Below are 23819 nucleotides of genomic sequence, written 5' to 3' on the forward strand. Positions count from 1 at the left end.
ATCACCGTTCGATTGATTTTCTCAGCAGTCTAGCGCGATCCTAAGACCGCCTGTTTAAACGAACCATTAACTATCTGGAATAAAACGCGGTAAATCTAGCTATTTTTCACCGTGACGGCTTTTTTCTGCTCGTGGGAAAGCAGTCCTAGCTCGATCAGCTCCATCACCTGAATCGCCTGATGCACGCTAACGGGGTTTTCGCCTTTACCCGTCAGCGCATCGCGCACTGCCGCATAGTAAGCCGGATAATTACCCGGAATCGTGGCGATCGTTTGCTCCGCCGTTATGCCATCGCGAGACAGCGTCAGCACGCCATCGTGTTTATCCTGACCCCAGTCGGCCAGCGGTGGACGTTCACCCGCTTTCAGGCGATCTTCCTGTGGGTCAAGACCGTATTTTACAAAGCTGCCGCGTGTGCCATGCACGATATAGCGGGCAGAGGCCGCCGCCACCAGCATGCTGGCGTGCAGCACAACCCGGCGTTGTGGGTAAATCAGCGTCGCGTGGAAATAATCAATCGCCTTACTGCCAGGCCTCAACCGTGCCATATCTACCTGAATCGCCACCGGCAAGCCAAACAGCTCCAGCGCTTGATCCAGCAAGTGCGGCCCAAGATCGTACCAAATCCCGCTGCCTTCGCTGCCGTCTTCACGCCAGCGCTGGCGCACTTCGGGGCGGAAGCGATCGAAATGCGATTCCATATACACCACATTTCCTAACGTTCCCGCCGCCAGCAGCTGTTTCAGCGTCAGAAAATCGCTGTCCCAACGGCGGTTATGGAAAACAGAAAGCATTTTTCCGACACGGTCGGCTATAGCGCCCAAATCGTATGCTTGTGACAACGTCACCGTAAACGGTTTATCGACAACGACATGCTTGCCCGCTTCCAGCGCCTGTTTTGCCAGCGGGAAGTGCGTGTCATTGGGGGTAGGAATAACAATGAGGTCAATATCGGGATCGTTAAATAACGCCTGAGGGTCTTTCTCTACTCGCAGATTTGCCCAATCTGCATGCACTTTTTCAGCACTGCTGCTGGACACGGCCACCAGCTCCATACCCGTCGTACCTGCAATCAACGGCGCGTGGAATGTCTTACTGGCATAGCCATAGCCCAGCAGCCCAACACGAACGGTCTCACTCATGACGATTCCCCTTAGCTTATTTTGACTTTGTGATTTCTCACTCAGTATATACCCGTCATCCGCCAGATTGCAGAGAGGGATAATAACCAGGGGAATCGGATTCGTTTTCGTTCGCTAGCCGCTCACGGCGCTGGGCATCCGCTCTCCCCATGCCACGGGCAGCGTTTTGGCTGCCGGATAGTTGATTTCACTGCTGCGGCGACGGAAATCGCTGGGGCTGACGCCGACCCGCTTACGGAACACGCGTGAGAAATACAGCTGATCGTCATACCCCACCACGCGACCGATGTTGGCGATAGATTCCTGCGTCGTCTGCAATAACAGCTTGGCGCGAATCACGCGCTGATCTTCACGCCAGCGCAAAATATTAATGCCCACCTGTTCACGGAACAGATGCGCCAGCCGCGACGGTGACAGACAAACATGCCGCGCAACTTCGTCAATACGCAGCTCTCCAGCCAGATTACTGGTAATAAACTGGCAGGCTTCTATCACACGCGGATCCATGATTTTCTGCGGGCTCTGTGGATCTTCTTCCATCGCGCGGAGCAGCAGCCGCTCCAGCAGATTCATACCCAGCTCTTCCGAAAAACGACGCCCAGAACGCTGTGTCTGTTCGATATTGGCAAACAGCCTGTCGAATTCCAGCAGCAGTTGGTTATTCGGCAGGCTCATGCGACCAATGCCGCTGCTTTTGGTATGCCATTCCAGCCAGTCGGCCCAGTAGGCGCGCGGGCGAAAATAGACCCAGCGGTGATACCAGCAGTCGCTGCTCGGCGAACGGCCATAAAAATGCTTCGATTTCGGCGGGAACAACAGCAGGTCACCGGGATTACAGAAAAAGGTCTCATCGCCATCAAAGACCTGACCCTGTCCTTTCATGGTGAGGTTAATGATGTAGCCTTTCATTCCATCGGGACGATCGATAAAGAAGTCGAGCGGCCCTTCTGCCAGAATCGGCGTCAGGCCGGCCACAAGATAAGCGTTGAACGAATATCCCGGCAGCAGCGGATTAGGCTGAGATTCATGCGCCATACGGTGATACATCGAGCCTCCGGTACACGCTAGTAAGAGAGAAAGCGGCAGGCTCTTACCTGCCGCACGGGCATTTATACCGTTTTCTTCGCCAGCTGTTTGTAGCGGTCGAAGATAACCGCCGCCAGCAGAATCAGGCCGCGCACCACATACTGGGCAAACGGAGAGATGTTCAGCAGGTTCATCGCATTCTCCACCGTCCCCAAAATCAGCACGCCGGCCACCACGTAAGAAATTTTACCGATCCCGCCTTTCAGCGACACACCGCCCAGCACACAGGCAGAAATCACGATCAGCTCATACCCGATGGAGGTCATCGGCTGGCCGCTGGTCATACGCGATGCCAGAATGATCCCTGCCGCCGCCGATACCAGACCGGACAAGGCGAAAATGATAATCTTGGTACGTACAACCGGTACCCCGGCCAGACGCGCCGCCTCTTCATTGCCGCCAATCGCCAGCGTATTGCGGCCAAAGGTGGTTTTATTCAACAGCAGACCAAACAGAATCATACAGCCGATGGTGATCCAGATAGGCGCAGGCAAGCCCAGCCAGTTGGCATAGCCCAGTTCGAAGAAACGCTCATCTTCAATCCCTACCGCTTTACCATCGGAAATGATGTACGCCAGACCGCGCGCAATCTGCATCGTCGCCAGCGTGGTGATCAGCGCATTGATCTTCAAACGGGCAATCACAAATCCGTTGAGTAAACCGAACGCTACGCCCAGCAGTAGCCCGGCGCTGACCCCGATCCACAGGCTTTCACTGATATTGATCACCACCGCCGTCGCCACACCAGCACAGGCGATGATAGACGCGACCGACAGGTCAAAATCACCGGAAGCCAGACAGAACAGCATCCCGCAGGCCACCATACCGGACATGGAGATTGCCAACCCCAGCCCTTTCATGTTGATAAATGAAGCGAAATTCGGGACGAAAATCGCACAGCCAAGAAACAGCACGGCAAACACCACCAGCATGCCGTAGTTATCCCAAATGCGGGACAATCCCATACCGCTTTTCTTCTTTTCTGAGGTTGTAGACGTAACCGTTGACATTATTTTGCTCCTTCGCGGTCAGGCAACCGCAGATTCGATATCAGGGGTTCGTAACATAGCCAGACTGAGCACCTTCTGCTCTGTGGCATCGGTATGCAGCAGTTCGCCAGAGACGGCACCTTCGCGCATGACGATAATCCGGTCGGCCAGCCCAAGCACTTCTGGTAAATCGCTGGAGGCAAACAGCACCGCGATCCCCTGATTCGCGAGTTCATAGATGACATGATAAATTTCGTGCTTCGCGCCGACGTCGATACCGCGCGTGGGTTCATCGAGCAAAATGACCTTCATCTCTTCGGACAGCCAGCGGCCAAGAATGGCTTTCTGCTGGTTTCCCCCGGAAAGATTCATAATCAGCTGTTCATCGGACGGCGTTTTGATGTTCAACGCCGCAATGCGCTTCGAAGCGTTATCCGCTTCCCACTGATTATTAATAATAAAACCGGCTTTCAGGCTCTTACGCCTTGCGCTGATATTGATGTTGTCGCGTACCGAGTGCACTGGAATGATGCCGTCCGCCTTGCGATCTTCCGGGCAGAGCATCACGCCCTGACGAATCGCATCGATGGGAGAATTCACCACCAGCGGTTTGCCATCCAGCAACACCTGACCACTGGTGATTTTGGTCGCGCCAAACAGCCCTTTCATCAGTTCGCTGCGACCAGCCCCCACCAGACCAAATAGCCCGACAATTTCCCCCTGCTTCACATTCAGGGAAACCGTGGATTTCACGCCCGGCGCTTTTACGTCTTTCAGCGTCAGACGTTCTTCGCCGTGCGGACGCGGCGTATAGCCATAGATATCCCCCAGGTTACGCCCTACCATCGCCTGTACCAGCGACTCATGGTTCACCTGCTGCATATCGTCGAACGTGCGCACGTAGCGGCCATCTTTAAACACGGTAATGGCATCGCTCAGCGCAAAAATTTCTTCCATCCGGTGCGAAACGTACAAAATGACCCGGCCTTCACTGCGCAATTCCGTAATCACACGGAAAAGCTGCTCGATTTCACGGGCAGACAGCGAACTGGTCGGTTCATCAAAAGCAATAATCTTGGCGTTACGGGCCAGCGCCTTGGCAATTTCCACCATCTGCCACTGCCCGATAGAGAGGTATTTCAGCGGGGTATCAGGATCGATATCCAGTCCCAAATGCTGCAACTGAAGTTTGGCTTCATAGCGCAGCAGCGAATAGTTCACCATGCCGTATTTATGCGGCAGCTGACCTAAGTAAATGTTCTCGGCGACGGTCATTTCCGGCACCAGATGCAGTTCCTGATAAATGATGGCAACGCCCGCATTCAGGGCATCCATCGTGTTGTTGAACTGCACAGGTTTACCCTGAATATGGATCTCACCCGCTGACGGTGAATAGTTACCGCTCAGGATCTTTAACAGCGTCGACTTGCCCGCCCCGTTTTCCCCCATCAATGCATGGATCTGGCCGGCATGGCAGGAAAAACTGATATCCGAAAGCGCCTTAACACCGGGAAATTCTTTACCAATCCCATGAAACGACAAATAGGGTGACTGTGCTGTCATGTCTGTTTCCTCATAACGATGCAGGGTCAAAAGCGGACAACCTCGACCAGCGTCATGCTGACCGGCGTTATCCGCGTCTTTACGAAATCAGGCGTGATTACATCAGGCCTTTTTTCTCCAGTTCGACCTTAAAGTTGTCACGAGTGATCAGCACCACGTCGGTCACTTCGGTGAATTTCTCCGGCTCAACGCCTTTGGTCACCCAGTCATTCAGCATCTGGATACTCTTGTAACCGTGGATATCCGGGCTCGGCAGCAGTGAACCATAGAAGCCCGTTGCCTGACCTTTAGACAGCTCGCTCACCGCATCCACGCCGTTGATACCGATACCAATGACGTTTTCAGCTTTAAAGCCCTGACCTTCCGTTGCACGCACGCCACCCAGTACGGTGTTGTCGTTCATGCCGATAATCAGCCAGTTTTTCACGCCCGGATGCTGAACCAGCATGGAGTTAGCGGCGTCAAATGCACCGGGGATATCGTTAGATTTGGTTGGCACTTTGTAGATCTGTTTTTCCGGGAACCCTGCGGTTTTCAGCGCGTCCATGGAGCCAGTCGTGCGGCGACGTGCGGTATCCAGCTCATCAGCGGTAATCGCCATCACGGCGGTTTCCTCTACTTTCCAGCCGCGTTTGGTCATCTCTTTATACAACTCCTGACCCTGACGCTCGCCAATTTTGGTGGCCGCCATCATCACCAATGGCACGGTATCCATCGGTTGACCTTTGGCATTCACGAACTGGTCATCAACCGCGATCACTTTCAGATCGTAGCTGCGTGCTTTCGCCATAATGGCTGGCCCCAACTTCGGATCCGGCGTACAGATAACGAAGCCTTTCGCTCCACTGGCTGCCAGACTGTCGATCGCGTTCAGGGTCTTTTCACCATCGGGAACCGCAATTTTTATCACATCAAAACCAAGGTCTTTTCCTGCTTTATCAGCGAACTTCCATTCCGTCTGGAACCACGGTTCTTCCGGCTGTTTAACCAGAAAGCCCAGCTTTAAGTTCTCTGCCATAGCTGATTGTGACATAACAGCAGCCAACCCGATTGCTGCCAGCGCCTTAGTGAATTTATGCATGATGTTCTCCGGTGTAATTATCTTTTCATTCGTCAGCAACGCTGAAACGAGTTCGAGTTCCTGGTAGGGTATTTCCGGTCTGGATAAAGGAAAAACACAGACTTAGCACGATTCCTTTACTCAGTAGCATTCAGACGCTTTATGTTTTAGTCGTTATTCCCGGTAAGAATGTAGAGCTTTATCACAGTCCGGAACAATGACAGGTTTGTGCATACATTTAGCGAATTTAACCAATCATTAACCTTTGACCCGCTTCACAAAATGGCTGCTGGCGACAGAAAAATACATACTTCCAGCTAACCGCTCCTCACCGCCTCTCGTTATCCCTGCCATCGTAAACACCAACGATCTGGGATTAATGAGGAGCAAAGCATGAGTGCGGGCGCTATTACGATTGGTCTCGACTTCGGCAGTGATTCGGTGCGCGCCTTAGCCGTTGACTGCCAAAGCGGGCAAGAGCTGGAAACAGAAGTGGTCTACTACCCCCGCTGGCGCGAGGGGAAATATTGTCAGCCTGCCAACAACCAGTTCCGACATCATCCACTGGATTATATTGAATCGCTGGAACAGGCGGTTAAGGTCGTCGTTTCACGCCTGACGAACGAACAACGACAGAACATCATCGGTATCGGCGTGGATTCCACCGGGTCAACCCCCGCACCGATTGATGAGCAAGGTCAGATCCTCGCCCTACGCCCCGAATTTGCCGACAACCCCAATGCCATGTTCGTGCTGTGGAAAGACCACACCGCAATAGAAGAAGCGGAAGCCATCAACGCGCTGTGCCGGAGCGGTCAATTCCCGGATTACACCCGCTACATCGGCGGCGTTTATTCGTCCGAGTGGTTCTGGGCCAAAATCCTGCATGTTTCCCGCGCCGACGCAGCGGTGCGTCAGGCCGCCGTTTCCTGGATCGAACTGTGCGATTGGGTGCCCGCCCTGCTTTCCGGTACGCAAGCACCTGCCGATATTCGCCGCGGACGGTGCAGCGCCGGGCACAAATCACTCTGGCATCCGAGCTGGGGCGGACTGCCGCCGAAAGACTTCTTGCACGCGCTCGATCCCTGCCTGACTGAGACATTACAGTACCCGCTGTTTACCGATACCTGGACCGCCGAACAGCCGGTCGGCACCATCACCGCCGAATGGGCACAGCGGCTCGGCATCCCCGAAACAGTCATCCTCTCGGGCGGCGCGTTTGACTGCCACGTCGGCACCGTCGGCGCAGGCGCACAGCCGTATACGCTGGTCAAAGTGATTGGCACGTCCACCTGCGACATTCTGATCGCCGACGACGCACGCATTGCCGATCGCACCATCGCGGGTATCTGCGGGCAGGTCGACGGCAGCGTGGTTCCCGGCTATATCGGCCTCGAAGCCGGGCAGTCCGCCTTCGGCGACATGTACGCCTGGTTCGGGCGACTACTGGGCTGGTCGTTACAGGAAGCCGCGAAAGATCATCCTGAACTCAAAACGTCATTACAGGCGATGGAAGGCAAACTGCTGGAGCGACTCACGCACAGCTGGGCGGAGAACCCGACGCTGGATCACCTGCCTGTCGTGCTGGACTGGTTCAACGGCCGCCGAACGCCATTCGCCAATCAGCGCCTGAAAGGCGTGATTACCGATCTCAATCTGGGCACCGATGCCCCTACGCTGTTCGGCGGTTTCATTGCTGCCACGGCCTTTGGCGCGCGCGCGATTATGGAATGCTTTGAAGATCAGGGCGTTCCCGTCGAGAACGTGCTGGCACTGGGCGGCATAGCAAGGAAATCCCCCGTCATCATGCAGGTGTGTACCGACGTGATGAATCGTCCTTTGCAGATCGTCGCTTCCGATCAGTGCTGTGCGCTCGGCGCGGCGATCTTTGCCGCCGTCGCCGCTGGCGTTCACGGCGATATCCCAACGGCACAGCAGCATATGGCCAGCGGCATAGAACGCACGTTAATACCGGACAGCCAGCGCGTCGCCCGTTATCAGCAGCTTTATGAGCGCTATCAGCAGTGGTGCCGCCTCGCGGAACCCGCCTATAGCCCAACGTCTACGGCAAAAAACTAATTTTTATCCCTCTGGGGATCACGTTACAGGAGTCATCATGGATCATTTTAAGCAGCTTGAAGTCTGGTTCGTCATCGGTAGCCAACACCTCTACGGGCCGGAAACGTTACGTCAGGTAAAAGAGAACGCGGAAAAAGTCGTCGCCGGATTGAATCAACAGGCCAACCTGCCCGTTAAGCTGGTACTGAAACCGCTGGTGAAAACGCCGGACGAAATTCTGGCACTGTGTCGCGATGCCAACTATCAGGATAACTGTATCGGCCTGCTGACCTGGCTGCATACCTTCTCTCCGGCCAAAATGTGGATTGGCGGCCTGAGCGTACTCACTAAACCACTGCTGCAATTCCACACCCAGTTCAATGCCGAAGTGCCGTGGGACACCATGGACATGGATTTCATGAACCTGAACCAAACCGCGCACGGTGGACGTGAATTTGGCTTCATCGGTGCCCGGATGCGGCAGGCGCATCAGGTTGTCGTCGGCCACTGGCAGGATAAGAACGCCCATGCCCGTATCGGCAAATGGATGCGGGTTGCCGCCGCCATTCAGGAAAGTAAACAGCTGAAGGTTGCGCGCTTTGGTGACAACATGCGTGAAGTCGCCGTCACCGAAGGCGATAAAGTCGGCGCGCAGATCCAATTCGGCTACTCCGTCAGCGCCTGGGGTCTGGGCGATTTAACCGCCGTGGTTGATGCCGTATCCAAAGGCGATATCGATGCGCTGGTCGAAGAGTACGAAGCCAGCTACCAGCTAACAGACGCGGTGAAACTCAACGGTGCGAACCGTCAGAACCTGCTGGATGCGGCACAGATTGAACTCGGGATGAAACGCTTTCTGGAACAAGGCGGCTATCACGCGTTCACCACCGATTTTGAAAACCTGTACGGTCTGAAACAGCTGCCGGGGCTGGCGGTACAGCGTCTGATGCAGCAAGGCTACGGCTTCGGTGGCGAAGGCGACTGGAAAACCGCCGCGCTGCTGCGCATCATGAAAGTGATGGCCGGCGGGTTGTCAGGCGGGACGTCCTTCATGGAGGACTACACCTATAACTTCCAGAACGGTAACGATCTGGTCGTCGGCTCCCACATGCTGGAAGTCTGCCCGACGATTGCGAAAGAACAGAAACCGATTCTGGATGCGCAATACCTTGGTATTGGCGGCAAAGCCGACCCTGCTCGTTTGATTTTCTCAACGCCGGCTGGGCCGTCCCTCAACGCCAGCGTGATCGACATGGGCGACCGTTTCAGAATGCTGGTTAATCTGGTCGATACCATCGAACAGCCGCGCCCGCTGCCGAAACTGCCGGTTGCTCGTGCCATCTGGAAAGCCCAACCGTCGCTGGAAGTAGCGGCCGAAGCCTGGATTCTGGCTGGCGGTGCACACCACACCGTCTTTAGTCAGGCGTTGGATCTCGAACACATGCGGCTCTACGCCGAGATGCAGAACATTGAACTGCTGGTGATCGACAACGAAACCCGACTCCACGAATTCAAAGATGCGCTGCGCTGGAACGAGGTGTATTACAAACTTTGTAGCCGCTAAGCCCACACTCAGGGGCCGGTTGTCTATGGATACGTGTCCGTGAACAATCTGCCCCTTTATCGGTACTTTTTACCTATAAGCCTTTTCCATCTCACGCTCTGATTTTCCATCGCCCTGTCGCCCGACATTGTACGAAACGCCATAACCTTTTTCTGTCAATCCGTTATTTTTCATTTTCATTTGTTTGTTATTGAAAAATAAGCGTACTTTATTACATCGCCCTCTAGACAGGCCTTCTTGCTTGAATATACTTAGTCATCTCAACCACATAACTATTAGACCAATCACCATGACCGTTCATGACTATTTGCTCAAATTCAGGAAAGTCAGCTCAACAGAAAGTCTGGAAAAACTCTTTGATCACCTCAATTATTCTCTGACAGACAGTCAGGAAATCATCAACATGTATCGTGCTGCGGACCATCGGAGGGCTGAGTTGGCATCCGGCGGGCGCTTGTTCGATCTTGGCTGCGTGCCAAAATCCGTCTGGCATCACGTTCTGTAGTTGTTAGCAACAAAAAGAATAGTTATGCAATAATTTCCTTCCGGGATATTACGCAGAACGCTCAGCTCGTTACTGTATAATAGCCCGGCGCTTCTGTTATTAAGCGACTCTGACCTTCCGCCCCTTGAAGGGGACGGCGATAACCCTACTTTGGGTATGTTGTCGAAAACCCAACAATGCCTGATAATAGTCCGGTTTTGTTTTCTAGGCACCGTAATGACCGAATACGCATTGCTCTTTGTTAGCATCCTTCTGGTAAATAATTTCGTCTTAGTGAAGTTTCTTGGGCTGTGCCCCTTTATGGGCGTGTCCAAAAAGCTCGAGACGGCAATTGGCATGGGCATGGCGACCACGTTCGTCATGACTGTCGGTTCAATGTTTTCCTGGCTGGTCAACGAATTTATTCTCGTTCCGCTCGATATTCTCTATTTGCGCACCATGGCCTTTATTCTGGTGCTCGCCGTGGTGGTGCAGTTTTCCGAGATGTTCGTGCGCAAAGTCAGCCCTGAGCTGTACCGCCTGCTGGGGATCTTCCTGCCGCTGATTACCACCAACTGCGCGGTGCTTGGCGTTGTTCTGCTCAACATCAACCTGTCGCACGGTTTCCTGCAATCGACGATTTATGGTTTCGGCGGCGCGGCCGGTTTCTCGCTGGTGATGGTGCTTTTTGCCGCCATTCGTGAGCGTCTCGCCGTGTCGGATATTCCCGCACCGTTCCGCGGTTCTTCTATCGCGCTGATCACCGCAGGCCTCATGTCACTGGCGTTTATGGGCTTTACCGGACTGGTGAAATTCTGATGACCGCTATCTGGATTGCCATTGCGGCATTAAGCGCCCTCGCGCTGGCATTCGGTCTGGTGCTCGGCTACGCCTCCCGTCGGTTTGAAGTTGAAAACGATCCGATTGTGGAAGAAGTGGAAGCCATGCTCCCACAAAGCCAGTGCGGCCAGTGCGGCTACCCCGGCTGTCGGCCCTACGCCGAAGCGGTCGCGCTGAATGGTGAAAGTATTAATAAATGCGGCCCCGGCGGCGAAGCGATGATGCTGAAGCTGGCTGAAAAGCTCAACGTCGATCCGCAACCACTGGAAGGTGACGCCGACGTTCAAGCTCCCGCACGCCAGGTTGCCTGGATCGATGAAAGCAACTGCATCGGCTGTACCAAGTGCATTCAGGCCTGTCCGGTTGATGCCATCATCGGCAGTACCAAAGCGGTACACACCGTCGTCAGCGATTTGTGCACCGGCTGCGATCTCTGCGTCTCCCCTTGCCCGACGGACTGTATCGAATTACGTCCTATCGCGCCGACTCCCGCTAACTGGAAATGGGATCTCGATACGATTCCAGTACGCGTTATTCAAGTAGAACGACATGCTTAAGCTGTTTTCCGCCTTTAAAAAAGACAGGATCTGGGATTTCGACGGAGGCATTCATCCGCCGGAAATGAAGACGCAGTCCAGCCAGACGCCGCTGCGCCAGATCCCGCTGCCAGAACAGTTCATTATTCCGCTCAAGCAGCATCTTGGGCCGGAAGGCGAGATCTGCGTCAGCGTCGGCGATAAAGTCCTGCGCGGTCAACCGCTAACGCGGGGAAAAGGCCGCACGCTGCCCGTTCATGCACCGACGTCAGGAACGGTGAACGCGATTCGTCAACACACGACGGCACATCCGTCTGGCTTGTCCGAACTCAGCATCATCATCGTGCCGGATGGCGAAGATCGCTGGTGCGAACGCCAGACTTTTACAGATTACCGTGAACATAGCGTCGATACCCTGCTTGCCCATCTGCATCAGGCTGGCATTGCGGGCCTGGGCGGCGCAGGCTTCCCTACCGCGGCCAAGTTACAAGGCGGGATGCGTGGGATTGAAACCCTGATTATCAACGGCGCAGAGTGTGAACCCTATATCACCGCCGACGATCGACTCATGCAGGAGTGCGCCGAGGAGATTATTCAGGGCGTCGAGATTCTGTCATTCCTGTTGCAGCCGAAACGCATTCTGATTGGGATCGAAGATAACAAACCGGAAGCTATCAGCGCCCTGCGGCTGGCCCTGGGTAAACGCAGCGACATGCAGCTGCGCGTCATCCCAACCAAGTATCCGTCAGGCGGTGCCAAGCAGCTCACCAAGATTCTGACTGGCAAGGAAGTCCCGTTCGGTAAACACTCCGCCGCCATTGGCGTACTGATGCAGAACGTCGGAACGGCTTTTGCCATCAAACGTGCCGTGATCGACGGCGAGCCGCTCACCGAACGCGTGGTGACGCTGACCGGTGAAGCCTTGCGCCAGCCCGGCAACGTCTGGGCACGACTGGGGACACCGGTACGCCACCTGCTCAAACAGGGTGGCTTCCACGTCAATAAGCAACCGATGGTGGTGATGGGCGGTCCGCTGATGGGCTTTACCCTGCCGTCGCTGGATGTCCCTATCGTTAAAATCAGCAACTGCCTGCTCGCGCCGTCACATACGGAAATGGAGCCGGTTGCTGAAGAACAATCCTGCATTCGCTGTAGCAAATGTGCCGATGCCTGTCCGGCAGGCCTTTTACCGCAGCAGCTTTACTGGTTCAGTCGCGGGCAGGAACACGAAAAAGCCCGCAACCACCATCTGTTTGACTGCATCGAATGCGGTGCCTGTGCTTACGTCTGCCCCAGCAATATTCCGCTAGTGCAGTACTACCGTCAGGAAAAGGCCGAAATTCGGGCCATCGACGAAGAGGCACAGCGTGCCGCACAGGCCAAAGTGCGCTTTGATGCTAAACAGGCTCGTCTGGCGCGAGAAAAAGCCGCACGCGAACTGCGCCACAAACAGGCAGCGGCTGGCGTATCCACCACGGATAAAGATGCCGTTCAGGCTGCATTGGAGCGCGTACGCCGTAAGCAAACCGCCGCAACAGAAGTCGGTTCGCCTATCGCCGTCATCCCCGATGCAGAGCCGGATAACAGCGCCGCCATCGCCGCGCGGGCTGCCCGCAAGGCACAGGCACGTGAACAACAGTTACGTGAAGAACAAGCACGTGAAAAACAGTTACGTGAAGAACGGTCACGTGAACAACAGGCACAGCAGGAAGCGCCTACGGTCGAGGTTCCCTCTGCCGAGCTTGACGATCCACGCAAAGCAGCCGTGGCCGCCGCCCTTGCACGTGTTAAAGCGCGTAAGGCTGCACAGCAGTCTGAGGCAGTAAGCCCAGAAAGTACGGAAGAAGCGGCGACTCCCGCAGTTTCCAACGTGGCGGCAGAACCGGTTGCCATTGTTGAAGTACAAGAGCCGGAAGATCCGCGTAAAGCTGCCGTTGCTGCCGCTATCGCGCGCGTTAAAGCCCGTAAAGCCGCACAGCAGCCTGCAACAAACACGGAAGAGCCGGTTCCGTCGGCTGCTGCTGACGTAGTAGCAGAGCCGATTGCCGTTGTTGAAGTACAAGAGCCAGAAGATCCGCGCAAAGCAGCCGTTGCCGCAGCTATCGCGCGCGTTAAAGCCCGTAAAGCCGCGCAGCAATCTGCAACAAGCGTGGAAGAACCTGTTCCGTCGGCAGCTCCTGACGTGGTGACAGAGCCGATTGCCGTTGTTGAAGCACAAGAGCCGGAAGATCCACGTAAGGCTGCCGTTGCTGCCGCTATCGCGCGCGTTAAAGCTCGTAAAGCCGCGCAACAATCTGCAACAAACACGGAAGAACCTGTTCCGTCGGCAGCTCCTGATGTGGTGGCAGAGCCGATTGCCATTGTTGAAGTACAAGAGCCAGAAGATCCACGTAAGGCTGCCGTTGCTGCCGCTATCGCGCGCGTTAAAGCCCGTAAAGCCGCGCAGGCATCGTCATATCAAGAGGAATAAATGGCTTTTAGAATTGCGAGTTCACCGTTCACACATAACCAGCAGCGCACACAGCGCATCATGCTGCTGGTCATTTTGGCCTGTCTGCCGGGTATGCTGGCGCAGTATTACTTCTTTGGCTACGGTAACCTGATTCAGGTTGGGCTGGCGTCCGCTACCGCGCTTATCGCAGAAGGTGTGACACTGTCACTGAGAAAGTTCGCCGTACGTACCACGCTGTCTGATAATTCCGCACTATTGACCGCCGTGCTGCTCGGTATCAGTCTGCCACCGCTTGCCCCCTGGTGGATGGTGGTCATGGCAACCGTCTTCGCTATCATTATCGCCAAGCAGTTGTATGGCGGCTTGGGGCAAAACCCTTTTAACCCCGCGATGATTGGCTATGTGGTGCTGCTGATCTCTTTCCCAGTCCAGATGACAAGCTGGCTGCCGCCCGCGCCGCTGCAAACCATTCCCGTCGGTTTCCATGATGCATTAGTTATCATCTTTACCGGACACACGCCTGACGGGTACACCATGCAGCAGCTGATGCACAACGTTGATGGCGTCAGTCAGGCAACCCCACTGGATACGTTTAAAACCAGCCTACGCTCTGGCCAAACGCCGCAGGACATTCTGCAACAGCCGATGTTTGCCCAATCGCTGTCTGGCATTGGCTGGCAGTGGGTGAATATCGGTTTTCTTATCGGCGGGCTGTTTTTGCTGATGCGCGGCACCATTCGCTGGCATATTCCGGTCAGTTTCCTGCTGTCGCTGCTGTTCTGCGCCTCGCTAAGCTGGATCATTTCGCCGGAGAAATTCGCGCCACCGATGCTACATCTGCTGTCCGGGGCTACCATGCTCGGCGCATTTTTCATTGCGACCGATCCCGTTACCGCATCAACCACCAACCGGGGACGTCTGATTTTCGGGGCACTGATTGGGTTACTGGTCTGGCTGATTCGTACCTACGGTGGCTACCCGGACGGCGTCGCGTTTGCCGTTCTGCTGGCAAATATCACCGTGCCGCTGATTGACTATTACACCAAGCCACGCGCTTACGGCCACCATCGCTGAGGAGACGCCCATGATGACGACAATGCGCCGCCACGCGACAACACTGGCCCTGTTTGCTGCTGGCACTACCGCATTAACTGCGGTAGTGAACATGTTAACGGAACCGACGATCTCGCATCAGGCGATGCTGCAACAAAAGATACTGTTGGATCAGGTGGTTCCCGCCGAATTATACAATAGTGATATTCAAAAAGAGTGTTACGTTGTCACCGACCCGGCATTAGGTTCGTCAGCGCCACACCGCGTGTTCATCGCCCGCCAGAACGGTGAGCCGATTGCCGCGGCACTGGAAAGTACCGCACCGGATGGCTATTCTGGTGCTATTCGACTGCTGGTTGGTGCCGATTTTCACGGTAAGGTGCTCGGCGTTCGCGTCACCGAGCATCATGAAACGCCGGGACTGGGTGATAAAATCGAAGTACGAATTTCTGACTGGATCACCCGATTCAGCGGACAAACGGTACAGGGTGAGCAGGATGCCCGCTGGGCTGTGAAGAAAGAAGGCGGCATGTTTGATCAATTTACCGGCGCCACCATTACGCCGCGCGCCGTCATTAACAGCGTAAAACGCAGCGCCCTTTACCTGCAAACGCTGCCGCCACAAATCAACACGCTGTCCGCCTGTGGAGAGAACCAATGAGTCAAACCAAAGCACTTTTCGTTGAAGGGTTATGGAAGAACAACTCGGCACTGGTTCAATTGTTGGGCCTTTGCCCCTTGCTGGCCGTGTCATCCACCGCGACTAACGCGCTGGGATTAGGGCTGGCAACCACGCTGGTTCTTACCTGTACCAACATGGCCGTCTCCGCGTTGCGTCGCTGGGTGCCAGCGGAAATCCGTATTCCCATTTACGTCATGATCATCGCCTCGGTGGTCAGCACCGTGCAGATGTTGATCAACGCCTATGCCTATGGCCTATATCAATCGCTGGGGATTTTTATTCCGCTGATCGTGACGAACTGTATCGTTATCGGTCGCGCCGAAGCCTTCGCCTCCAAGAATGCGGTTTTCCCTTCCGCCATTGACGGTCTGGCTATGGGGTTAGGAGCAACCAGCGCACTGGTGGTGCTCGGTTCTCTACGTGAAATTCTGGGTAACGGCACGTTATTCGACGGCGCGGATTTGCTGCTGGGCAGTTGGGCTAAAGCGCTGCGCATTGAGGTGGTTCACCTCGATTCCCCTTTCCTACTGGCGATGCTGCCACCGGGTGCATTTATCGGTCTGGGATTGCTCCTAGCTGTGAAATATTTGATCGATGAGAAAATGAAACAACGTCGAGCTCGCGCGGCTTCTGCCGAAGGAAAAACGGCACCGGCAACCAGCACCGTAGGGGAATCGCTGTGAATAAGGCTAAGCGGATTGAGATCTTAACGCGTTTACGCGACAACAATCCCCATCCGACCACTGAATTGCAGTTCAGTACGCCGTTTGAACTGCTGATCGCCGTGCTGCTTTCCGCACAGGCAACCGATGTCAGCGTGAACAAGGCAACGGCAAAACTCTACCCTGTCGCCAACACGCCCGAAGCCCTGCTTGAGCTCGGCGTAGACGGCGTGAAAGACTACATCAAGACGATCGGCCTGTTTAACAGCAAAGCGGAAAACGTCATCAAAACCTGCCGTTTGTTGCTGGAAAAGCATCAGGGACAGGTTCCCGAAGATCGTGCCGCGCTGGAAGCCTTACCCGGCGTAGGACGAAAAACGGCAAACGTCGTCCTGAACACCGCGTTTGGCTGGCCAACGATTGCCGTTGATACGCACATATTTCGCGTCAGTAACCGGACAGGATTCGCTCCGGGTAAAAATGTCGAACAGGTAGAGGAAAAGCTGCTAAAAGTGGTTCCGGCAGAATTTAAAGTCGACTGCCATCACTGGCTAATCCTGCATGGTCGTTACACCTGTATTGCCCGTAAACCGCGCTGTGGTTCCTGCCTGATTGAAGATTTATGTGAATTTGGCGAAAAGGTCGACGCCTAATCTGCTGTGGTCTGGTGGAATCCCCTCTCGCCAGACCTTCTCTCCGTCACTCCACACTCCGCCTCGTCATTCGTTCTCTCACTAGCAAAGCGAGCCGCGTGTTCTCTGCATCTTACGGCTCAGACAACCATGTATCTCAGGCGGTTTATTCGGTGCACTGCAGCGTATTCCTCTATCAAAAAGCCTGTATAGAAGTACAAGTAACCACTATTTAAGGCTAATAAGTTATTTTTAATAGAAAATTTAGTGATTGAAAGTCACTTTGAGTGACTATATCGATATTTATCTTATCGCCTGCTATTGATGAATTTTTATACTCACTGCATATTTAGTGATATGCAAAACATTAAACCGCATATTCATTCATAGTTAATGATATTGTCTTGATTTTAAGTAAAAGGCAGATTATATCCCTTTTATAAAAAATAAATAGGTTAAACCAATATAATCATTTGAAGCAAAAGAAAGTTATGAAATTAAACTCTGCATAACATTTAATTTCTAGTTTTATCCAACAACTAAAACCACTTGTAACAAAACATGTCAAATGACTTGCCTGTCCGTAAAATCACGTCAATATAGCGCCGTTTTTCCTCCCCATAACTAGTCAAAAGAGGTGGCAGTTTCACTGTTTCACTCTTGTTATTTTCTCGTTAAAAAAACGAGATAGGTAAAATCAGAGGTCTTTGTGTCAACAGCAAACAACAACAACGAATCCCCTGAAAGCGTCAGCATGAACGCTTTCAAACAACCAAAAGCGTTTTATCTCATCTTCAGCATCGAGCTGTGGGAGCGTTTTGGTTACTACGGTCTGCAAGGCATTATGGCGGTTTATCTGGTCAAAATGCTGGGCATGTCCGAAACCGACTCCATTACCCTTTTCTCCTCATTCAGTGCACTGGTATACGGTTTCGTCGCCATTGGCGGCTGGCTGGGTGATAAAGTCCTCGGCACTAAACGTGTGATCGTGCTGGGTGCCATCGTGTTGGCGATCGGTTACACCATGATTGCCTACTCAGGCCACAGCGTGACGTGGGTGTATATCGGCATGGCGACTATTGCCGTCGGTAACGGATTGTTTAAAGCCAACCCGTCAGCCCTGCTGTCTACCAGCTATGCGAAAGACGATCCGCGCCTGGACGGTGCTTTCACCATGTACTACATGGCGGTGAACATCGGCTCCTTCTTTTCTATGCTGGCTACACCGGTACTGGCCGCGAACTATGGCTGGAGCGTGGCCTTCTCCCTGAGCGTCGTGGGTATGATTCTGACGCTGGTTAACTTTATGTTCTGCCGCAAGTGGGTCAGCACACAAGGTTCTCAGCCAGATTTCCAACCGATCAATCTGCAGAAGCTCGCAGTCACGCTCGCAGGTATTGTCGCGCTGGTCGCACTTTCCACCTGGCTGCTGCACAACCAGAGCATCGCACGTTGGATTCTGACGCTTATTTCACTGGCCGTTGTTGCTATCTTTATCAAAGAGATGCTGGCGGTGACTGGAGCAGAACGCCGGAAAATGATTGTCGCGCTTCTGCTGATGCTGGAAGCAGTGGTCTTCTTTGTGCTGTACAACCAGATGCCAACCTCACTGAACTTCTTTGCTATTCGCAACGTTGAGCACTCGATTTTAGGCTTTACCTTTGAGCCAGAGCAGTATCAGGCGCTCAACCCGTTCTGGATTATGGTTGCCAGCCCGATTCTGGCTGCGGTTTACAACAAAATGGGCGACCAACTGCCGATGGCGCATAAATTTGCGGTGGGTATGGTGCTGTGCTCTGGCGCGTTTCTAGTGCTGCCGTGGGGTGCCAGCATGGCAAACGAACAAGGTATTGTGTCCGTCAACTGGCTGATCCTCTGCTATGGCTTGCAAAGTATCGGAGAGTTGATGATTTCCGGTCTGGGTCTGGCGATGGTCGCTCAACTGGTACCACAGCGCCTGATGGGCTTCATTATGGGTGCCTGGTTCCTGACATCAGCCGGTGCCGCCATTATCGCAGGCTACGTTGCTAATATGATGGCCGTGCCTGAGAACGTCATAGACCCTCACGCGTCTCTTGAGATTTATAGCAATGTCTTCATGCAGATTGGTATCGTCACCGGCATCATCGCCGTTCTGATGCTGCTGACTGCGCCGAAACTGACGCGTATGACGCAGGATGTCACCGACGCCCCTGCAGAGGCCGTCACGACGACAGCCTCTGCCTGATAACCTGCTGGAACACGTCACGCCAATGACGGTATGACGTGTTACTGGTGAAGCGTTAGAGATAGTCAGATGATAAAAAGCCAGACAGTGTCTGGCTTTTTTACGCGGGTTGATCCGTACTGAATGACGTTTACTTCACAGGCAACGTCACATCTTTGAACATCGCTTCAATTTCATCATTCGAACGCAGCGCAACGGCAGAATCGACGACATCACGCGTTAAGTGCGGCGCAAAGCGCTGGATGAAATCGTACATGTAGCTGCGCAGGAATGTGCTGCGGCGGAAGCCAATTTTCGTCGTGCTGTAGCTGAATATGCTGTTCGCGTTGATGGTCACCAGATCGGTTTCCGTCTGCGGATCGACCGCCATATTCGCAATAACCCCGACACCCAATCCTAAACGCACGTAGGTCTTAATCACATCGGCATCCGTTGCGGTAAAGACGATACGCGGCGTGAGGCCAGCGCGGTTAAACGCGGTATCCAGCTCGGAGCGTCCGGTAAAACCAAAGGTATAGGTGACGATAGGATAAGCGGCCAGTTCTTCAATGGTGATATCGGTCTTAGACGCCAGCGGGTGATCCGGTTTTACCACCACCGCGCGATTCCAGTGGTAGCACGGCAGCATGATCAGATCGTCGTACAAATGCAGCGCTTCGGTCGCAATAGCAAAATCCGCAGAGCCTTTCGCAACGGCCTCAGCAATCTGCGTCGGCGAGCCCTGATGCATGTGCAGCGACACGCGAGGATAGCGATCAATGAAACCTTTAATGACGCTTGGCAGCGCGTAGCGCGCCTGCGTGTGCGTGGTCGCGACATACAACGACCCTTTATCGGGATAGGTGTGCTCTCCGGCAACCGCTTTGATGGCATCGACTTTCGACAACACTTCACGCGCGATGCGGATGACTTCCTGTCCGGCTGGTGTCACCTGTGTCAGGTGTTTTCCACTACGGGCAAAAATCTGAATGCCCAACTCATCCTCCAGCATGCGGACCTGTTTACTGATCCCCGGCTGGGAGGTGTACAACCCTTCTGCGGTAGAAGACACATTCAGGTTGTGATTAACAACTTCAACAATATAACGAAGCTGTTGTAGTTTCATAATTTATCCCATTCCCAATTGAAGTGTGCGCGTGGCATCTCACAACGTTCTGACGACGTTCCGTTTTATTGATTTTGATTGCGTCTTAACCATCTGGCGCATATTTCCATCAATTAATGTCATTTAATCATAAAAACTATTTTTATATAACCATTTCTGCATGGCGACAGCGATAAAGAACGCGGTGCATGCGATTATCACCGAGGTAAACCGCATCATTCTCTATCACGGATCAACAATCGTCATGCTACCGCAGGACAATCTTCATGCATCTGTTTTATCGAGATATTTTCTGCGATCAAAAAAGCCAGCCTTGCGGCTGGCTTGATTTAGCGATGTTTTACACATAACTCAGTTATGCGCGGGGTAACTGAAAGAGGTTACTTCTTCCCTTCAACCCATTTTCCATCGATGTAAAACGCTGACCAGCCTGTTGCCTTGCCGTCTTTCTCTGACGAGACATATTGCTGTTTGGTCTTGCGGCTGAAACGCACCTGCGTTTTGTTGCCGTCTTTATCGACCACTGGCGCTTCCGCCAGATAGCGCAGTTTCTCCGGTAAACGCTCTTTGAATCGCACCAGTTCTTCTACCAGCGGTGCCCGCGTTTCTCGAGATTTCGGGAACGTATTGGCCGCAAGGAAGACACCTGCTGCGCCATCACGCAAGACGAAATAGGCATCAGACTTCTCGCAAGGCAGCTCAGGCAACGGCACCGGATCTTCTTTCGGTGGCGCAACATCGCCATTACGCAGGATCTTACGCGTGTTACTACAGGTCTCGCTGGTACACGCCATGTACTTACCGAAACGTCCCATTTTGAGGTGCATTTCGGAACCACACTTCTCGCACTCAACAATCGGGCCATCATAGCCCTTGATGCGGAACTCACCGGCTTCTATCTCATACCCGTCACAGGCTGGGTTATTCCCGCACACGTGCAGCTTGCGCTGATTATCAATCAGGTAGCTGTCCATTGCCGTACCACATTTTTCGCAGCGACGGCGGGCACGCAACGCGTTGGTTTCGGCATCGTCGCCTTCCAACACGTTCAGTACTTCAGTTTCCGGTATCAGGTTGATCGTGGTCTTACAGCGCTCTTTCGGCGACAGTGCATAGCCGGAGCAGCCCAGGAACACCCCGGTACTGGCAGTACGGATACCCATTTGACGAGAGCAGGTTGGGCAATCAATGCTGGTTAACACCATCGCATTGGGGCGCATACCGCCTTCTTCAGGATCCTGTTCAGCCTTTTCCAACTGCTGGCTGAATTCGTTGAAGAATTCATCCAGTACCGCTTTCCATTCCGCCTGATTATTGGCGACCTGATCGAGGCGGCTTTCCATCCGTGCGGTGAAATCGTAATTCATCAGTTCGCGGAAGTTTTCTTCCAGTCGATCGGTAACGATTTCACCCATTTTCTCGGCATAGAAACGGCGGTTTTCCACTCGAACGTAGCCGCGATCCTGAATGGTGGAAATAATAGACGCATAGGTAGACGGACGGCCAATCCCACGTTTTTCCAGCTCTTTAACCAGAGAAGCATCGCTGTAACGAGCAGGTGGTTTAGTGAAGTGTTGCCCTGGCAGCAGCTTCTGCAGCGACAGAGGTTCGCCCACTGCCACGGTCGGCAACGTGCGATCTTCATCATTTTTACGCAGCGCAGGCATGACTTTCGTCCAGCCATCGAAACGCAGCGTACGACCCTTGGCACGCAGTTGATAATCGGCAGCTTCGACGATTAGCGTGGTGGAATCGTATTGCGCAGGCGTCATTTGGCAGGCGACGAACTGACGCCAAATCAGCTGATACAGCTTCTGCGCATCGGCTTCCATATCTTTCAGGTTGTCAGCCAGCACGCCGACATCAGAAGGACGAATCGCTTCGTGCGCTTCCTGCGAGTTTTCTTTGCTGCTGTAAAGGTTCGCTGACTCCGGCAGATAGCGCTTGCCGAATTCTTCGCCAATATAGCCACGCACCATCGTCAAGGCATCCTGACTCAGGTTCGTTGAGTCGGTACGCATGTAGGTAATGTAACCCGCTTCGTACAGACGCTGCGCCATCATCATGGTCTTTTTCACGCCGAAGCCAAGGCGCGTACTGGCAGCCTGTTGCAGCGTGGAGGTGATGAACGGCGCGCCCGGTTTGCTGCTGGTCGGCTTGTCTTCACGATCGGCAACCACATAACGCGCGTGCTCAAGCAGGCTGACCGCCGCATGCGTTTGTTCTTTATTAACCGGTTTAAACGGCTTGCCGTTGTGGTGCGTCACCTGCATTTGCAGTTGAATATCGCTGCCTGCCAGCAAATCAGCGTGCAGTTCCCAATATTCTTCCGGCACGAACGCTTTGATTTCGCGCTCACGATCGACAATCAGGCGCACTGCAACCGACTGTACGCGCCCAGCGGACAGGCCACGGGCAATTTTTTTCCACAGCAGCGGGGAAACCATGTAACCCACCACGCGATCCATAAACCGGCGCGCCTGCTGGGCATTCACGCGGTCAATATTCAACGTATCGGGTTTTTCAAACGCCTGTTTAATGGCATTTTTCGTGATTTCGTTAAACACCACGCGGCTGAAACGCTGATCGTCACCACCAATGATTTCCCGCAGGTGCCAGGCAATGGCTTCCCCTTCGCGGTCAAGGTCGGTTGCGAGATAGATGTGGTCGGCATTTTCCGCCAGCGTTTTTAATTCGGAGACAACCTTCTCCTTACCCGGCAGTATTTCGTAGTTGGCTTTCCAACCATGATAAGGGTCGACGCCCATACGATTAACTAGCGCGGATTTCTCATCCTTTTTGACTTTCTTTTTCGTTTTATCTTTAGTCGTTGAGTCCGCGCTCTTTTTACTGACTGAGCCACTCGTCGGCAGATCGCGCACATGACCGACGCTGGATTTCACCACGTAGTCATTGCCTAAATACTTATTGATCGTTTTGGCTTTTGCCGGGGACTCGACGATAACGAGAGCTTTACCCATATGTACTATTACCTGCTGAATTCTTCTGAAAATCAGATATTTTTCGGGGCATCCAGAGCGGATTCTACTGACTGCGCAAAATCCCACACTCTACCTGATAAATATTGCCACGCAACCTAATTAGCATGGAAACCCTGTTTTATCCGCTTCCTGCCACACTGAATATCGGCAGGTAAGCGCCTAAAATGTAGTCCATTTGTATCATAATCTACACTTTACGCTGAAACCGTATCGCAGTACCCTTCCTCTTGATGCGACTTTTGAAATAACCGCATTGCATGTTGAAATCGCGGTATTGATTTTAGAAATAGCCTTGTTGATATAGTGCAACGCCCCCCTTTTTCAAGGGTGAGTACAGGAGTAACAATCATGTCACCTGAACATCAGGTTAACGAAGAAAAGCGTCCTATTGACCGCCAGAGCTTATTAATTGAAGCCAATGACATCATTAAACATCACGATGATTATTTGCATGGCATGGTCGCTGATAGCGTAGAACAAAAAAACGACGTACTGGTTTTTCGCGGCGAATTTTTTCTCGATGAGAATGGAATTCCGACCTTAAAAAGCACCGCGGTATTTAACATGTTCAAGCACCTTGCGCATGTTTTATCCGAAAAATATTATTTGATCGATTAAATACCTTGATGGATTAAATGCAAATGCCCGCAAATTCGCGGGCATTTGATTGTGTACGGCTTAC

Annotated in this window: 19 protein-coding genes; 12 read left to right on the forward strand and 7 right to left on the reverse strand. The window is 53.3% G+C overall.

Annotated features, from left to right (window positions below):
• Positions 1-95: 95 nt before the first annotated feature.
• The 5 genes from ACIPUG_RS02090 to ACIPUG_RS02110 all read right to left on the reverse strand — a co-directional run bounded on the left by ACIPUG_RS02090 (position 96) and on the right by ACIPUG_RS02110 (position 5861).
• On the reverse strand, positions 96-1142 hold the full coding sequence (locus ACIPUG_RS02090) for an oxidoreductase (protein ID WP_014915368.1): 1047 nt from the start codon (positions 1140-1142) through the stop codon (positions 96-98).
• A gap of 114 nt (positions 1143-1256) precedes the next feature.
• A complete protein-coding gene (gene araC / locus ACIPUG_RS02095) occupies positions 1257-2189 on the reverse strand; it encodes an arabinose operon transcriptional regulator AraC (protein ID WP_010275170.1) in 933 nt (310 codons plus the stop codon).
• A 62-nt stretch (positions 2190-2251) separates the two neighbouring features.
• The gene (gene araH, locus ACIPUG_RS02100) at positions 2252-3238 is read right to left on the reverse strand and encodes an L-arabinose ABC transporter permease AraH (protein WP_400337150.1); all 987 of its coding nucleotides are present in this window, start codon (positions 3236-3238) and stop codon (positions 2252-2254) included.
• An 18-nt stretch (positions 3239-3256) separates the two neighbouring features.
• The gene (araG, locus tag ACIPUG_RS02105; protein ID WP_014915366.1) at positions 3257-4780 is read right to left on the reverse strand and encodes an L-arabinose ABC transporter ATP-binding protein AraG; all 1524 of its coding nucleotides are present in this window, start codon (positions 4778-4780) and stop codon (positions 3257-3259) included.
• Between the two features lie 97 nt (positions 4781-4877).
• Positions 4878-5861: an arabinose ABC transporter substrate-binding protein gene (locus ACIPUG_RS02110; RefSeq protein ID WP_014915365.1), complete on the reverse strand. Its 984-nt coding sequence runs from the start codon at positions 5859-5861 to the stop codon at positions 4878-4880.
• Positions 5862-6233: 372 nt separating this feature from the next.
• Between ACIPUG_RS02110 and ACIPUG_RS02115 the strand changes: the two genes are divergently transcribed.
• The 11 genes from ACIPUG_RS02115 (at position 6234) to dtpA (ending at position 19030) form a co-directional block, all read left to right on the forward strand.
• Entirely contained in the window at positions 6234-7919 is a 1686-nt protein-coding gene (locus ACIPUG_RS02115) for a ribulokinase (protein ID WP_400337152.1), read from the forward strand.
• A 37-nt stretch (positions 7920-7956) separates the two neighbouring features.
• A complete protein-coding gene (araA, locus tag ACIPUG_RS02120; protein ID WP_014915363.1) occupies positions 7957-9462 on the forward strand; it encodes an L-arabinose isomerase in 1506 nt (501 codons plus the stop codon).
• Positions 9463-9751: 289 nt separating this feature from the next.
• Positions 9752-9967 (forward strand): transcription modulator YdgT, encoded by a 216-nt coding sequence (ydgT, locus tag ACIPUG_RS02125; RefSeq protein WP_010275188.1) that lies wholly within the window; start codon positions 9752-9754, stop codon positions 9965-9967.
• Positions 9968-10183: 216 nt separating this feature from the next.
• The gene (rsxA, locus tag ACIPUG_RS02130) at positions 10184-10765 is read left to right on the forward strand and encodes an electron transport complex subunit RsxA (RefSeq protein ID WP_010296121.1); all 582 of its coding nucleotides are present in this window, start codon (positions 10184-10186) and stop codon (positions 10763-10765) included.
• Positions 10765-11343: an electron transport complex subunit RsxB gene (gene rsxB / locus ACIPUG_RS02135; protein WP_014915362.1), complete on the forward strand. Its 579-nt coding sequence runs from the start codon at positions 10765-10767 to the stop codon at positions 11341-11343. The genes rsxA and rsxB overlap by 1 nt, the downstream gene beginning before the upstream one ends.
• Positions 11336-13792 carry an electron transport complex subunit RsxC gene (gene rsxC / locus ACIPUG_RS02140; protein WP_400337154.1) on the forward strand — a complete coding sequence of 819 codons (2457 nt, stop codon included), beginning with the start codon at positions 11336-11338 and terminating at the stop codon, positions 13790-13792. The genes rsxB and rsxC overlap by 8 nt, the downstream gene beginning before the upstream one ends.
• Positions 13793-14848 (forward strand): electron transport complex subunit RsxD, encoded by a 1056-nt coding sequence (gene rsxD, locus ACIPUG_RS02145; protein WP_039500938.1) that lies wholly within the window; start codon positions 13793-13795, stop codon positions 14846-14848.
• 10 nt (positions 14849-14858) lie between these two features.
• Entirely contained in the window at positions 14859-15488 is a 630-nt protein-coding gene (gene rsxG, locus ACIPUG_RS02150) for an electron transport complex subunit RsxG (protein ID WP_400337156.1), read from the forward strand.
• Positions 15485-16192: an electron transport complex subunit E gene (locus ACIPUG_RS02155; RefSeq protein WP_010275205.1), complete on the forward strand. Its 708-nt coding sequence runs from the start codon at positions 15485-15487 to the stop codon at positions 16190-16192. The genes rsxG and ACIPUG_RS02155 overlap by 4 nt, the downstream gene beginning before the upstream one ends.
• Positions 16189-16824: an endonuclease III gene (gene nth / locus ACIPUG_RS02160; protein ID WP_010275207.1), complete on the forward strand. Its 636-nt coding sequence runs from the start codon at positions 16189-16191 to the stop codon at positions 16822-16824. Before ACIPUG_RS02155 ends, nth begins: the two co-directional genes overlap by 4 nt.
• 688 nt (positions 16825-17512) lie before the next feature.
• On the forward strand, positions 17513-19030 hold the full coding sequence (dtpA, locus tag ACIPUG_RS02165; RefSeq protein WP_400337159.1) for a dipeptide/tripeptide permease DtpA: 1518 nt from the start codon (positions 17513-17515) through the stop codon (positions 19028-19030).
• 130 nt (positions 19031-19160) lie between these two features.
• On the opposite strand, the gene cysB is transcribed toward dtpA, so the two are convergent.
• Positions 19161-20135 carry an HTH-type transcriptional regulator CysB gene (gene cysB, locus ACIPUG_RS02170; protein WP_005968651.1) on the reverse strand — a complete coding sequence of 325 codons (975 nt, stop codon included), beginning with the start codon at positions 20133-20135 and terminating at the stop codon, positions 19161-19163.
• 380 nt (positions 20136-20515) lie between these two features.
• Positions 20516-23116: a type I DNA topoisomerase gene (topA, locus tag ACIPUG_RS02175; RefSeq protein WP_400337161.1), complete on the reverse strand. Its 2601-nt coding sequence runs from the start codon at positions 23114-23116 to the stop codon at positions 20516-20518.
• A gap of 369 nt (positions 23117-23485) precedes the next feature.
• Here topA and ACIPUG_RS02180 point away from each other — a divergent pair, with 369 nt between their 5' ends.
• Positions 23486-23755 carry a YciN family protein gene (locus ACIPUG_RS02180; protein WP_039286554.1) on the forward strand — a complete coding sequence of 90 codons (270 nt, stop codon included), beginning with the start codon at positions 23486-23488 and terminating at the stop codon, positions 23753-23755.
• Positions 23756-23819 lie beyond the last annotated feature (64 nt).

The organism is Pectobacterium sp. CHL-2024, assembly GCF_044751765.1.
Classification (GTDB): Bacteria; Pseudomonadota; Gammaproteobacteria; order Enterobacterales; family Enterobacteriaceae; genus Pectobacterium; species Pectobacterium brasiliense.

Coding starts and splice junctions, on each gene's coding strand:
- ACIPUG_RS02110 (WP_014915365.1), bottom strand. CDS start 5,861: ATGCATAAATTCACTAAGGCGCTGGCAGCAATCGGGTTGGCTGCTGTT.
- araA (WP_014915363.1), top strand. CDS start 7,957: ATGGATCATTTTAAGCAGCTTGAAGTCTGGTTCGTCATCGGTAGCCAA.
- rsxA (WP_010296121.1), top strand. CDS start 10,184: ATGACCGAATACGCATTGCTCTTTGTTAGCATCCTTCTGGTAAATAAT.
- araH (WP_400337150.1), bottom strand. CDS start 3,238: ATGTCAACGGTTACGTCTACAACCTCAGAAAAGAAGAAAAGCGGTATG.
- topA (WP_400337161.1), bottom strand. CDS start 23,116: ATGGGTAAAGCTCTCGTTATCGTCGAGTCCCCGGCAAAAGCCAAAACG.
- cysB (WP_005968651.1), bottom strand. CDS start 20,135: ATGAAACTACAACAGCTTCGTTATATTGTTGAAGTTGTTAATCACAAC.
- ACIPUG_RS02090 (WP_014915368.1), bottom strand. CDS start 1,142: ATGAGTGAGACCGTTCGTGTTGGGCTGCTGGGCTATGGCTATGCCAGT.
- ACIPUG_RS02155 (WP_010275205.1), top strand. CDS start 15,485: ATGAGTCAAACCAAAGCACTTTTCGTTGAAGGGTTATGGAAGAACAAC.
- ACIPUG_RS02180 (WP_039286554.1), top strand. CDS start 23,486: ATGTCACCTGAACATCAGGTTAACGAAGAAAAGCGTCCTATTGACCGC.
- araG (WP_014915366.1), bottom strand. CDS start 4,780: ATGACAGCACAGTCACCCTATTTGTCGTTTCATGGGATTGGTAAAGAA.
- ydgT (WP_010275188.1), top strand. CDS start 9,752: ATGACCGTTCATGACTATTTGCTCAAATTCAGGAAAGTCAGCTCAACA.
- rsxC (WP_400337154.1), top strand. CDS start 11,336: ATGCTTAAGCTGTTTTCCGCCTTTAAAAAAGACAGGATCTGGGATTTC.
- rsxD (WP_039500938.1), top strand. CDS start 13,793: ATGGCTTTTAGAATTGCGAGTTCACCGTTCACACATAACCAGCAGCGC.
- araC (WP_010275170.1), bottom strand. CDS start 2,189: ATGTATCACCGTATGGCGCATGAATCTCAGCCTAATCCGCTGCTGCCG.
- rsxB (WP_014915362.1), top strand. CDS start 10,765: ATGACCGCTATCTGGATTGCCATTGCGGCATTAAGCGCCCTCGCGCTG.
- rsxG (WP_400337156.1), top strand. CDS start 14,859: ATGATGACGACAATGCGCCGCCACGCGACAACACTGGCCCTGTTTGCT.
- ACIPUG_RS02115 (WP_400337152.1), top strand. CDS start 6,234: ATGAGTGCGGGCGCTATTACGATTGGTCTCGACTTCGGCAGTGATTCG.